Origin of the sequence: Tepidiphilus baoligensis (assembly GCF_012911495.1) — a bacterium.
Lineage (GTDB): Bacteria > Pseudomonadota > Gammaproteobacteria > Burkholderiales > Rhodocyclaceae > Tepidiphilus > Tepidiphilus olei.
Genome location: NZ_JAAAUB010000001.1, coordinates 47,792 through 61,273, shown reverse-complemented (window position 1 = coordinate 61,273; position 13,482 = coordinate 47,792). Strand labels below are relative to the sequence as shown.

Sequence of the window (13,482 nt, the reverse complement as noted above, 5' to 3'; positions counted from 1 at the left end):
TCATTCACTATAACAACGATTGCCGCGTTCGGCGACAATACCGTCGCAGCAGTACTTGTCAGTCCTGTGCATTCGGTTTAGACTAGACGGACTAGTCTAATCCAAATCGGCACGTGAGCGACGACAACCGACAAAAAATCCTCGAGGCGGCCTGTACCGTCTTCTCCGAACGCGGCTACCGCGCCTCGCTCGACGAGATCGCGCGTCGCGCCGGCGTCGCCAAGCAAACCGTCTACCACTATTTTCCCAGCAAAGACGAACTCTTCGCCCACGCCGTCGAGGCCATGGGAGAAGGCATCCTGGTCTCGCTCGCTCCGCTCGAGGGCGAAACGCTGGCCGACACGCTCGCCCGTTTCGCCCGGACGTTCCGCGAACGCGTGCTCGCCGAGCCCTGCATCGCCCTCCATCGCCTGCTCGTGACCGAAGCGCCCCGTTTCCCGGAACTGGCCCGCACCGTCTACGAAGCCGGCATGGGCGAGACGACCCGCCATCTGGCCGCGCTGCTTGCCCGCGCCATGAACGAAGGCCGCCTGCGTCGCGACGACCCTCTCTTTGCCGCCGAACTGCTGTTGAGCATGCTCACCAGCGCCGAGCGCAACCGCCGACTCTACGAATCGCAACACCCCGAAGACGCCCTGCCCGAGCGGGCCGATCGCGTCGTCTCGTTCTTTCTTCGCGCCCTAGCCCCAGAAAAACCAATGACATCGGCCCTCTCGCCGGCCTCCTCCAGGAGCACCACCCCATGAAACCAAGCACCCGCATGCGGCTGGTTCTGACTGCCGCCCTCGTCCTGTCGACTGCCGCCTGTAGCCGCGACGGCGGCGACGCCGCCACGGCTCAGACCACCCCCCCGCCGGAAGTCGCGGTCCTCGAGGTCCGTTACGGCAGCGCCGTGCTGCGCCGCGAACTCCCCGGCCGGCTCGAAGCCTACCGCACGGCTCAGGTGCGCGCCCGCGTCGAAGGCATCCTGGAAAAGCGCTTTTTCGAAGAAGGCAGCGACGTGAAGGAAGGGCAGCTGCTCTACCGCATCGAGCCGCGTACCTACCAACGCGCCTATGAAGCCGCCAAAGCCGACGTTGCCACGGCCAAGCTCCTGGTGGAGCGCTACCGCCCGCTGGTGAAGATCAACGCCATCAGCCAGCAGGAATTCGACTCGGCCGAGGCCGCCTGGAAGCAGGCCGAAGCGCGGCTCGCGCAGGCCGCGCTCGATCTGGAAAACACCCGGGTGCCTGCCCCCATCGCCGGGCGCATCGGCCGCTCGCTCGTCACCGAAGGAGCGCTGGTGGGCAAAGGCGAGCCGACGCACCTGGCCACCATCGAGCAGATCGACCCGATCTACGTCAATTTCACCCAGCCCAGCGCCGAGCTGCTCGCGCTGCGCGAGGCGCTGCGCTCCGGCCAATGGAAGGAGGCCGACCGCAGCAACGTGGAGATCGTGCTCGACAACGGCAAGACCTATCCCATTCCGGCCAAGCTCCTCTTCGAGGACGTCTCGGTCGACCCCGCCACCGGTGCCGTGCTCATGCGCGCCCTGGCGAAGAACCCCGAGCACGTGCTGCTGCCGGGCATGTTTGTGCGCGTGCGCCTGCCGCAGATGCAGATGGACAAGGTGATCACCGTGCCCCAGCGCGCCGTACAGCTCAACCCGCAGGGGCACTTCGTGCTGGTGGTCGACGCCAACAACGTGGTCAACCCGCGCGCCATCCGCGTCGGCGGCATGAGCGGTACCGACTGGGTCGTGCTCGAAGGGCTGCAAGAAGGCGAAAAAATCATCGTCGAAGGCTTGCTGAAGGTTCGCGCGGGAGCGCCGGTCAAACCCGTGCCCTGGCAGCCCAAAGACGCGCCCACCGCGGCCGGCGCCAAGTGAGGGTCTGAGCCATGTCCGTCAATTTCTTCATCGACCGGCCAGTCTTCTCTTGGGTCATCGCCATCGTCATCATCCTCGCCGGCGCCCTGGCGCTGCGTTCCTTGCCGATTGCGCAGTATCCCGAAGTCGCCGCGCCCGCGCTGGCGATCTCCGCGAACTACCCCGGCGCATCGGCCGAGGTGATCGAACAGACCGTCGTTGCCCTCATCGAGCAAGAGCTCAACGGCATCGAGAACCTCATCTACATGGATTCGCAGTCGGAGCTGGGGGGCGCGACCATCAACCTCACCTTCTGGCCCGGCACCAATCTCGACATTTCCTCGGTGGAAGCGCAGAACCGCATCAAGCGGGTGGAGGCGCGCCTTCCCGACGAAGTGCGCCGGCTCGGCGTCACCGTCAAGAAGATGCGGCGCAACTACCTGATGTTCGTCTCGCTCTTCTCGCCGGACAATTCGCTCGACAACGTCGACCTCGCCAGTTTCGCCTCCACCACCATCCTCGATCCGCTGCGGCGGGTTCCCGGCGTGGGCGATGCCGAACTCTTCGGCGCCGAATATTCTATGCGCATCTGGGTTGCCCCCGAAAAACTCGACAGCTACCAGGTAACGCCCGGCGACGTCATCAACGCGGTGGCTGCGCAGAACGTGCTGCTGGCGGTGGGCGAGGTCAATGCGCCCCCGGCGGTACCCGGGATGGAATTCGCCGCCACGGTGGTCACGCGCGGGCGCCTGAAAACACCCGAGGAATTCGGCGAAATCATCGTGCGGGCCAAACCGGACGGCTCCATCGTGCGGGTGAAGGACGTCGGTCGGGTCGAGCTCGGCGCGCAAGGCTATGAAGTCTTTGCCCGACTCAACGGCCAACCCAACGCCGCCATCGGCATCAAGCTCGCCCCCGGCTACAACGCGCTGGAGACGGCGCAGCGCGTGCGGGCCCAAGTCGAGGATCTCGCCCAATATTTTCCGCCGGGCATCGACTGGATCGTCCCCTACGACACCACGCCGTTCATCGAGATCTCGATCCGCGAGGTGGTGAAGACGCTGTTCGAAGCGGTGATCCTCGTCTTCATCGTGATGTACCTCTTCCTCGGCAACCTGCGCGCCACCATCATTCCCACCATCGTCGTGCCCGTGTCGCTGCTGGGCGCTGCCGTTGGTCTCTGGATACTGGGCTATTCCATCAACGTGCTCACGCTCTTTGCCATGGTGCTGGCGATCGGCATCGTGGTCGACGACGCCATCGTGGTGGTGGAAAACGTCGAGCGCGTGATGGCCGAGGACAAGCTCCCGCCCCGCGAGGCAGCGCACAAGGCGATGTCGCAGATCGTGGGCGCCATCATCGGCATCACCCTGGTGCTCACCTCGGTCTTCATCCCCATGGCGTTCTTCCCCGGCTCGGTCGGCGTGATCTACCGCCAGTTCGCGATCACGCTCGTGCTCGCCATGGCGTTCTCGGCGCTCATGGCGCTCACCCTGACCCCGGCGCTGTGCGCCAGCATGCTCAAACCGCACAAAGAAGGCCATGGGGAAAAAGGATTCTTTGGCTGGTTCAACCGCGGCTTTCAAGCCACCACGCGCGGCTACGTCACCGGCGTACGCCGTGTCATCACCCGGCCTTGGCGCTGGATGATCCTCTACGCGCTCATCATCGCCTGTGCCGGATGGCTGTTCGCGCGCCTGCCAGGCAGCTTCCTGCCGGAAGAAGACCAGGGCTACTTCATTACGATGGTTCAGCTGCCATCCGGCGCCACCCAGGAACGCACGCAGGAGATCGTCACTCTGGCCGAACAGTACTTCCTCTCTCAGCCGGAAGTCCAGAACACGATCGGGATCGTCGGGTTCTCCTTCCTCGGTCGCGGACAAAACGCCGGCCTCCTGTTCGTGCGACTCAAAGACTGGAGCGAGCGCACGGCGCCGGAATCCTCGGCCCATGCCCTCATCCAGAAAGCCAACCGACATTTCTTTCCCCTCAAGGAAGCGATCATCTTCGCGATCAACCCACCGGCCATCCCCGAAATGGCCGCGATCGGCGGGTTCGATTTCCGGATGCAGGATCGCGCCGGTCTCGGTCGCCAAGCGCTCGACGCCGCCAAGGATCAGGCGCTCCAACTCGCGGCTCAAGAACCGCGCCTGACCAACGTGCGCCTGGAAGGGATGCCCCCCGGACCGCAACTGATGCTCGACATCGACCGCGACAAGGCCGAAACCCTGGGCGTGTCCTCCGCCGTGCTCAACCAGACGCTACAGGCGATGTTCGGCGTGGCCTACATCAACGACTTCGAGCGACAAGGACGCATCCTGCGCGTGCAGCTGCAGGCCGACGCCCCGGTGCGCATGAGCCCCGAGAACATGCTGCAGGTTTCGGTACGCAACCGTGACGGCAACATGGTCAAGCTCTCCGAGATCGTCAAGACGCGCTGGATGGTCGGCCCTCCCCGGCTCGATCGCTACAACGGCGTGCCAGCGCTCAAGCTCACCGGCTCGCCCGCACCGGGCGTATCGAGCGGCGAGGCGATGCAGGCGATGGCCGCGATCGCTGCCCAATTGCCCTCCGGCATCGGCTACGAGTGGTCGGGCACCTCCTTCGAGGAGAACCTCTCCGGTGCGCAGGCCCCGATGCTCTTCGCCATCTCCCTCATCGTCGTCTTCCTGTGCCTGGCGGCCCTCTACGAGAGCTGGTCGATCCCCTTCTCGGTGATGCTGGTGGTGCCGCTCGGCGTGTTCGGTTCGCTGCTGGCCGTCACCTGGCGCGGCCTACCCAACGACGTGTACTTCAAAGTCGGGCTGGTCGCCATCATCGGACTGTCGGCAAAAAATGCCATCCTCATCATCGAGTTCGCTCGATCGCTGCACGAAAGCGGCAAAAACCTGATCGAGGCCACTTTGGAAGCTGCCCGCATGCGTTTCCGCCCCATTCTGATGACCTCGATCGCCTTCATCGTCGGCGTATTGCCGCTGGCCATCTCCACCGGCGCCGGCGCCCAGAGCCGACACGCCATCGGCACCGGGGTGATCGGCGGCATGCTCGCGGCCACCGTGCTCGCCGTCTTCCTCGTCCCCGTCTTTTTCGTGGTGGTTCGCCGCATCTTTCCCCCCAAGGACGAACACCACGCCCAGGAGCCTCGTCATGCGTAAGCTGCGCTCTTCCCCCTTGGCGCTCGCCCTGCTGCTGAGCGCAACGGGCTGTTCGATGATGCCGGACTATTTCCGTCCTGAACCGCCGGTTGCCGCGCAATGGCCGGCCTCGGTCGACCCGCGCGGCGAGCGCGACATCGCCGACATGCCCTGGCAGGAATACTTTCCCGATCCGCGCATGCAAGCGCTGATTACCGCCGCCCTGGAAAACAACCGCGACCTGCGCGTGGCCGTGGCCCGCGTCGAAGAAGCCCGGGCGATGTACCGTATCCAACGAGCCGACCGTCTGCCCAACGTCTCCCTCGACGCCGCCGAGCAGGCTGCCCGTACGCCGGCAGACCTCTCGGCCCGAGGGCGATCCACGACGTCGCACCGCTACGACGTGGGTCTGGGGCTGCTCTCCTTCGAACTCGATTTCTGGGGTCGGGTCGCCAGCCTCACCGAAGCCGCGCGCCAGCAATTCCTCGCCACCGACGAAGCCCAACGCGCTTTCCGTCTCTCGCTCATCTCGGACGTGGCCAATGCCTACCTCTCGCTCAAGGAAGCCGAGGAGAGCCTGGTGCTCGCCAAGGAAACCTTGCGCACCCGCGCCGAGATGCTGACCCTGGTCGGCGAGCGACGCAACGTCGGCGTCGCCTCCGAACTCGACTACCTGCAAGCGCTCGCCTCCTACGAAACCGCGCGCGTGGCGGTGGAGCAGCTCGACCAGCAACGCGTGGCCGCGGAAAACTACCTGCGCCTGGTCGTCGGTACCGACCGCCACGACTGGCCAGAGGGACGCAGCCTGCGCGAGCAGGATCTGATCGGCAATTTCGCCGTCAACGTCCCCTCCGAAGTACTCCTGCGCCGTCCCGACGTGCGCGCCGCCGAACGGCAGCTCATCGCCGCCAACGCCAACATCGGCGCGGCGCGCGCCGCCTTTTTCCCGCGCATCACCCTCACGGGGATGTTCGGTACCGCCAGCGCGGCCTTCAGCGGGCTGTTCGACGCAGGCAGCGCCGCCTGGACTTTCCAGCCGATGCTCACCCAGCCGATTTTCGACGCCGGCCGTACCCAGGCGAACCTCGACCTCGCGCTGGTGCGCCAGAACATCGCCGTGGCGCAGTACGAGAGCACCATCCAGCAGGCCTTCCGCGAGGTGGCCGATCTGCTCTCGGCGCGCGAGCGCATCGCCCGCCAGCTCGAGGCCCAGATGGCACTCGAGCGCACCCAACTGCAACGGTTGACGCTCACCGAGGCGCGCTATCGTGAAGGCATCACGAGCTTCCTCGAAGTACTCGACGCGCAACGCGATGCCTTCTCCGCCTCGCAGGCGGTGATCTCGACCCGACGTCAGCTGCTCTCGGCCGCGGCCCAACTCTACAAGGCACTAGGCGGCAGCAGGGAATTCGAGGGAGAACCGATCGTGGCCGCCGCGAACGCTGCGGATGCCCAGGAAATGAAGCAGAGCGCAACCGGCGAGTAACCCCCTCTCCGCGTCCCGAGCGCAAGGGCGCTCGGGCACGCCGGCCCCGGCTTGTCCTCGCCTATAATGGGGAAAAGCATGAGAAAGAGGGGACGATGACCAGCCACCGCCCGAGGCCATCCCGGTATGCGCTTTGCTCGCGGCTGCGCCGCTGCGTCGTCCGATGCTCGATTCTGCCGGCGCTGTTCTTCGTACTGCGCCCCATCTGGGCACAGCAGCTGCCAGACCCTCTGCGACAGCATGCCGTGCCGGCCCTCCTCATCGCGCCCGACGATGGACGCATCCTCGATGCGAACGAAGCTGCGATCGCCTTCTACGGCTATCCCGCCGAGCGGCTGCGCGGCGGCATGACGATCCGTGAGATCAACCAACTCTCGCCCGAAGAAGTGCAGCACGAGATGGAAGACGCGCGGCGGCAGCAGCGCAATTTCTTCGTCTTTCCCCACCGCCTCGCCTCGGGACGAATCGTGGCCACCGAGGTCTATTCGAGCCCGGTGCAGATCGACGGGCGCACCTACCTCCTCTCGCTGATCCTGCCCGAGACGCGGGCAAGCCTTCTGCAGTCTGAACTGGAGCGCTACCAGAACCGGCTCGAGGAGCTCGTTGCCGAGCGCACGGAGGCGCTGCGGCGCACCGAGGCGGCGCGCCGGGAGATTCTCGGCTGGGCAGTGATCGGCCTGGGGCTGCTGCTGCTCCTGCTCGGGGCGGCCTATCTGCGGCTGCGGCGCGCCCAGCATCGGACGCGGCAGTTGGCCGAGGAGCTCGAACTCGCCCTCGAAGGAGCGGGGCTCGGCCGCATCCTGTGGGACGTGGAGCGGCGCGTCGCCACGTTCTGCCCACGGAGCCAGCGCATCCTCGGCCTGCCGGGAGAGCGCCCGATCGACGTGCCGCTCGAAGAATGGGTAGCGATGATCCACCCCGAGGATCGGGAACGGGTGCATCAGGCAGTCGTCGAACATCTCAACCGCAACCGCCCCAACGTGGATCTGCGCTACCGCATCCGCCACGCCGACGGCGGCTGGCGCTGGATCGAGACCTGGGCCCGCGCCGTCGACGGCAACGCGGAAAACCGCCGGATCCGGCGTATCGCCGGGCTGGTGCGCGACGTCACCGATGCCGTGCAGCTGGAAGAATCCCAGCGCATCGCCGCCAGCGTCTTCCACGCCCTTGCCGAGGGCGTGGTGGTCACCGATACCGATCTCATGATCCTAGAAGTCAACGATGCCCTGCTGCGCATGACCGGTTTTTCGCGCGAGGAAGTGATCGGTGTGCGCATCGCGCCGTGGCGCTCGCACCGGCACGACAAAGCCTTCTACGATGCGATGTGGGCCACGCTGCGGGCGAGTGGCAGCTGGCACGGCGAAGTGTGGAATCAGACCAAATCTGGGCAGCCGCTGCCGACGCTGCTTACCATCTCCGCCGTCTACGATGAGCAGCGCCGACCGATCCGCTACGTCGCGGCGATGCAGGACATCACCGCGCTCAAGGCACAGCAGCAGATGCTCGAGCGTCTGGCCTACCACGACGAACTCACGGGTCTGCCCAACCGCGTGCTCCTCAACGACCGCCTGGCGCAGGCACTAGCCGCCGCCCGCCGTCACGACACCGCGGTGGCCGTGGTCTATCTCGATCTCGATGGATTCAAACCGGTCAACGACCGCTGCGGCCACGAGGTCGGCGACGAGGTACTGCGGCTCACCGCCCGGCGCCTACAAGGGGCGCTGCGCGAAACCGACACGCTCGCGCGCATCGGCGGCGACGAGTTCGTCGCCGTGATCACCGACCTCCCTTCGGCCGAAGCCTGGGTGCCGATCGTCGAGCGCATGCTCACCGTCACCCGAATGCCGATCAAGTACGGTGATGAAAGCTTGCAGCTCACCACCAGCATCGGCGTCACCGTCTACCCCGAAGACGACGCCGACCCCGAAGTCCTCCTGCGTCACGCCGACCTCGCGCTCTATCAAGCCAAGCAAAGTGGCAAGAACCGCTATTGCCGCTTCGACGCCCAGCTCGATCGCGAGCAACGCGCGCGCCGCTCGCTGAGCCAGGCGGTGATCGAAGGCATCGAGCGGGAAGAACTGCGGCTCTACCTGCAACCGCGCGTGGAACTGGCGAGCGGGCGCATCGAAGGCGCGGAAGCCCTGGTGCGCTGGCGACATCCCACGCGAGGGCTGCTGGCCCCCGGCGCTTTCATCCCGGCGATCGAGAACGACGAAGCGATCGTGCGGCTCGGCGACTGGGTGCTCGAGCGGGCGTTGGCCCTGCTCACCGACTGGACGCGCCAGGGGCGGGACTGGCTCGTCTCGGTCAACGTCGCGCCGCGCCAACTGCTCGATCCCACCTTTCCCCGCCAGCTCGAGGAACGGCTCGCGCGCTACCCCGACGCCGCGCCGCAGCGGCTGGAGCTGGAGATCGTCGAATCGAGCGCGCTCGACGCCGGCCTGGGCATCGAACAGCTGATGACGCAGTGCCGGGCGCTGGGCGTGCGCCTGTCGATCGACGACTTCGGCAGCGGCTACTCTTCGCTCGCCTACCTCAAGCGCGTACCGGCCCATGCGATCAAGATCGACCAAGCCTTCGTCATCCACTTGCTCGACGAGACCGACGACTCTCGCATCGTCGAAGCGGTGCTCGAACTCGCCCGCACCTTCGACCTGCACTGCGTCGCAGAAGGGGTGGAGACGCTGGAACACGGCGAATACCTCTTGCGACTCGGCGCCGACGTCGCCCAGGGGTATGGCATCGCCCACCCCATGCCGCAGGCCGACTTCACCAACTGGGCGCTGCGCTGGCAGCACCCGTCCCAGTGGGCACGCTGGCGCGACACCCTGACCAATCCCCTGTGCCGACGACTGACCCGATTCGAGCTGAGCCACCGTCACTGGTTCGCCCGCCTCGAATACCACCTGCGCGACGGCATCGCGACACCGCCCCCCGAGCTCGATCCGCATCGCTGCGACTTCGGCCACTGGCTCGACAGCGAGGGGCGAGAAATCCTGGCCACCCGGACCGAATTCCCCGCCATCGTGAACACACACGAGGCGATGCACCGTGCGGCGCAAAAACTGGTCGCTGCGGCGAAGACCGGAGCCCCACCCCCCGAGCTGCGAGAGGAAGTCGCTACCCTTCACCGCGAACTCCTTGCCCGCCTGCAAGCGCTCGCGCTCGCCATCCCCCGGCGTGGCTAAACTACTCAGTGCCTCGGCTGACCTCTACAAAATGGGCGCGAGCCAGCGCCGCGCCGCCTCGAGCGCCATGCCGCGCCGCCGCGCCCAGTCAGCGAGTTGATCTTCCCCGATCTTGGGAATGGCGAAGTAGCGCGACTCGGGATGGCTGAAGTAGAACCCGGCCACGCTCGCGGCCGGGCGCATGGCGTAGTGCTCGGTGAGCGTCATGCCGGCGCGCGCGGGCGCATCGAGCAGCGCGAACAAGTCGCCCTTCACCGTGTGGTCGGGGCAGGCCGGATAACCCGGCGCCGGGCGGATACCGCGGTAGCGCTCGGCCACCAGATCATCGGGCGAGAGCCGCTCCTCGGGCGCGTAGCCCCAGTCTTCCCGCCGCACCCGCTCGTGCAGCCACTCGGCGCAGGCTTCCGCCAGCCGGTCGGCGAGCGCCTTCAGCAGGATGGCGTGGTAGTCGTCGTGCGCCGCCTCGTACTCGGCGAGTTTCTCCTCAATGCCAATGCCCGCGGTCACGGCAAACGCCCCGATCCAGTCCGGCACCCCCGTCTCCTTCGGGGCGATGAAATCGGCCAAGCACAGGTTTGGCTGCCCCGGCGGGCGCTCGTGCTGCTGTCGCAGGCCGTTCCACACCATGGCGAGCGCATGGCGCGATTCGTCGGTGTAGATCTCGATGTCGTCGCCCAGGCTCGCCGCCGGGAAGAGCCCCCACACCGCGCGCGCCTTCAGCCACCCTTCGCGCACGAGCACCTCCAGCAGGGCGCGCGCCTCGCCATAGACCTGGCGCGCCGTCTCGCCCACCACCGGGTCTTCCAAAATCTGCGGGAAACGCCCGGCCAGATCCCAGGTCTGGAAAAAAGGCCCCCAGTCGATGTAGGGCACGAGTCGCTCGAGCGAAACCTCCTCGGCGAACACGCCGAGCCGGCGCGGGCGCGGCGGTGCGTAGGCCGTCCAGTCGGTGCGAAACGCGTTGGCGCGTGCGGCCTCCAGCGACAGCAAGGTGTAGCCGGTCTTGGCAGCATGCCGCTCGCGGATGCGCGCGTAATCCTCCCGCACCTGAGCGAAGTAGACCTCGCGCTCGCCGGGCGAGAGCAGCGCCGAGACCACCCCCACCGCCCGCGAGGCATCCGGCACGTACACCACCGGCCCCTCGTAGTGCGGCGCGATCTTCACCGCCGTGTGGGTGCGGCTCGTCGTCGCCCCCCCGATGAGCAGAGGTACCGTAAAGCCCTGCCGCTGCATCTCGGCGGCCACGTGCGCCATCTCTTCGAGCGAAGGGGTGATGAGGCCGGAGAGCCCGATCGCATCCGCCTTCAGTTCACGCGCCGCGGCGAGGATCTTCTCGCACGGCACCATCACGCCCAGGTCGTGCACCTCGTAGCCGTTGCAGGCGAGCACCACGCCGACGATGTTCTTGCCGATGTCGTGCACGTCCCCCTTCACCGTGGCGAGCACGAGGCGCCCTTTGGTATGCCCGCCCGTCTTCGCCTTCTCCGCCTCGATGTAGGGCAGCAGGTGCGCCACCGCCAGTTTCATCACCCGGGCGGACTTCACCACCTGCGGCAGGAACATCTTGCCCGCACCGAAGAGATCTCCCACCACGTTCATGCCGGCCATGAGCGGCCCCTCGATCACCGCGAGCGGCCCCTTGCCTTCGACGGCAAAGCGCGCGCGCAGCTCCTCGGTGTCCTCGACCACGTGCTCGGTGATTCCCTTGACGAGCGCATGCTCCAGACGCTTTTCCACCGGCCAGGAGCGCCATTCCTGCACTGCTTCCGCCTTGGCCTCGCCCGTCTGCAGGGTCTGGGCGTAGGCCACCAGCTCCTCGGCTGCGCCGGAGCGGCGGTTGAGCACCACGTCTTCGACGAGCGTACGCAGCCGCGGCTCCAGCTCGTCGTAGATGCCCAGCTGCCCGGCATTGACGATGCCCATGGTGAGTCCGGCACGGATGGCGTGATAGAGAAACACGGTGTGGATGGCCGCACGGACCGTTTCGTTGCCGCGAAAGGAGAACGAGACGTTGGAGATGCCGCCGCTCGTCTTGGCGTGCGGCAGATGTCCGTGGATCCAGCGCACCGCCTCGATGAAATCGACGGCGTAGTTGTCGTGTTCGGGAATCCCCGTGGCGATGGCAAACACGTTGGGGTCGATCACGATGTCCTCGGGCGGAAACCCGTCGGCCACCAGCAGCCGATAAGCGCGCTCGGCGATCTCGATCTTGCGCGCGAAGGTGTCGGCCTGCCCGCGCTCGTCGAAGCACATCACCAGCACCGCCGCGCCATAGCGCCGCGCGAGCCGCGCCTGCGCGAGGAACGTCGCCTCCCCTTCCTTGAGCGAGATCGAATTGACGATGCCCTTGCCCTGCAGGCATTTGAGCCCCGCCTCGATCACTTCCCACTTGGAAGAATCGACCATCACCGGCACGCGGGCGATGTCCGGCTCCACCGCCACCAAGCGCAAAAAGCGCGTCATCGCCGCGACGGAATCGAGCATCGCCTCGTCCATGTTGACGTCGATCATCTGCGCACCGGATTCGACCTGCTGGCGCGCCACCGACAGCGCTTCATCGTACTTCTCTTCGAGGATGAGACGGGCGAACTTCTTCGAGCCGGTCACGTTGGTGCGCTCGCCCACGTTCACGAAGAGCGAATCCGGCCCGATCTCGAAGAGATCCAGCCCCGCGAGCCGCATCACGGGCTTGGCCGGGGGAAGGGGACGCGGCGCGCGACCTTCCACGGCCTGCGCGATCGCCGCGATGTGCGCCGGGGTCGTGCCGCAGCAGCCGCCCACCAGATTCACCCAACCCGCCTCGACCCAGGAGACGATCTCCGCGGCGAGCGCCTCGGGCGTCTCGTCGTAGCCGGTGGGCGAGAGGGGATTGGGTAGCCCTGCGTTGGGATGCGCCGAAACGAAAGTAGTGCAGATGCGCGCGAGCGTCTCCACGTGCGGACGCAGCTCGCGCGCTCCCAGAGCACAGTTGAGCCCGAAAGTGAGCGGGCGCGCGTGCGCGAGCGAAGCCCAGAAGGCTTCCGGCGTCTGCCCCGAGAGCGTGCGCCCGGCCGCATCGGTGATGGTGCCGGAGATCATCACCGGCCAGCGCCGGCCATGCTCCTCGAAGAGGCGCTCGAGGGCGAACACCGCCGCCTTGGCGTTCAAGGTATCGAACACCGTCTCGATGAGCAGCAGGTCCGCTCCGCCCTCCACCAGCGCGCGCGCCGACTCCAGATAATCGGCCGCGAGCGTGTCGAAGTCGATGGCGCGAAAGCCGGGATCGTTCACGTCGGGGCTCAACGACAGCGTCTTCGAGGTCGGACCGATGACGCCGGCCACGAACCGGGGCTTGTCCGGCGTACTGTACTCGTCGGCGAGCGTTCGGGCGAGCCGCGCGGCCTCCCGGTTGATCTCGTAGGCGAGATGCGCCAGACCGTAGTCGGCCTGCGAGGCGCGCGTGGCGTTGAAGGTGTTGGTCTCGATCACGTCCGCCCCCGCTTCCAGATAGGCGCGGTGAATCTCGCCGATCACCTCCGGGCGGGTGAGCACCAGGAGATCGTTGTCCCCCTTGAGCTCCACCGGGTGATCCTGCAGCCGCTCGCCGCGAAAATCGGCCTCGGTGAGACCATACTGCTGGATCATGGTACCCATGGCGCCATCGAGCACCAGCACGCGCTCGCGCAGCAGGCGCGTGAGTTCCTCGGTCCGGTCCGCTTGCATACCTGTTCCCTCCACAAAAAGCAAGACGCCCGTGAAGCCTGGCGGCAGCCGGGCCTCACGAGCGTCGTTGTTCTCTCCGAGCCTGGCGGCGGGACGCCGCTGCAACGCTCCTCGGAAAACCCCGTA

General features: G+C 66.7%; 6 protein-coding genes and 1 riboswitch. Of the genes, 5 read left to right on the top strand and 1 reads right to left on the bottom strand.

Annotated elements, in window-relative coordinates:
- The first annotated feature begins 113 nt into the window (after nt 1-113).
- The 5 genes from GV368_RS00345 (at nt 114) to GV368_RS00325 (ending at nt 9,654) form a co-directional block, all read left to right on the top strand.
- Entirely contained in the window at nt 114-746 is a 633-nt protein-coding gene (locus GV368_RS00345) for a TetR/AcrR family transcriptional regulator (protein WP_169114537.1), read from the top strand.
- Entirely contained in the window at nt 743-1,867 is a 1,125-nt protein-coding gene (locus tag GV368_RS00340) for an efflux RND transporter periplasmic adaptor subunit (protein WP_169114535.1), read from the top strand. Before GV368_RS00345 ends, GV368_RS00340 begins: the two co-directional genes overlap by 4 nt.
- Before the next feature lie 11 nt (nt 1,868-1,878).
- A complete protein-coding gene (locus GV368_RS00335) occupies nt 1,879-5,001 on the top strand; it encodes an efflux RND transporter permease subunit (RefSeq protein WP_169114533.1) in 3,123 nt (1,040 codons plus the stop codon).
- Nucleotides 4,994-6,466: an efflux transporter outer membrane subunit gene (locus GV368_RS00330; RefSeq protein ID WP_169114531.1), complete on the top strand. Its 1,473-nt coding sequence runs from the start codon at nt 4,994-4,996 to the stop codon at nt 6,464-6,466. Before GV368_RS00335 ends, GV368_RS00330 begins: the two co-directional genes overlap by 8 nt.
- Nucleotides 6,467-6,561: 95 nt before the next feature.
- Nucleotides 6,562-9,654, top strand: coding sequence for an EAL domain-containing protein (locus tag GV368_RS00325; RefSeq protein WP_169114529.1), 3,093 nt, complete (start codon nt 6,562-6,564; stop codon nt 9,652-9,654).
- A 24-nt stretch (nt 9,655-9,678) separates the two neighbouring features.
- Here GV368_RS00325 and metH read toward each other — a convergent pair whose 3' ends face one another.
- The gene (metH, locus tag GV368_RS00320; RefSeq protein WP_169114527.1) at nt 9,679-13,356 is read right to left on the bottom strand and encodes a methionine synthase; all 3,678 of its coding nucleotides are present in this window, start codon (nt 13,354-13,356) and stop codon (nt 9,679-9,681) included.
- Nucleotides 13,357-13,408: 52 nt separating this feature from the next.
- Nucleotides 13,409-13,475, bottom strand: a riboswitch (S-adenosyl-L-homocysteine riboswitch).
- Nucleotides 13,476-13,482 lie beyond the last annotated feature (7 nt).

What these genes read in the sequence shown, in the direction of transcription:
- GV368_RS00340 (WP_169114535.1), top strand. Translation starts at nt 743, where the DNA reads ATGAAACCAAGCACCCGCATGCGGCTGGTTCTGACTGCCGCCCTCGTC.
- GV368_RS00335 (WP_169114533.1), top strand. Translation starts at nt 1,879, where the DNA reads ATGTCCGTCAATTTCTTCATCGACCGGCCAGTCTTCTCTTGGGTCATC.
- GV368_RS00330 (WP_169114531.1), top strand. Translation starts at nt 4,994, where the DNA reads ATGCGTAAGCTGCGCTCTTCCCCCTTGGCGCTCGCCCTGCTGCTGAGC.
- GV368_RS00325 (WP_169114529.1), top strand. Translation starts at nt 6,562, where the DNA reads ATGACCAGCCACCGCCCGAGGCCATCCCGGTATGCGCTTTGCTCGCGG.
- metH (WP_169114527.1), bottom strand. Translation starts at nt 13,356, where the DNA reads ATGCAAGCGGACCGGACCGAGGAACTCACGCGCCTGCTGCGCGAGCGC.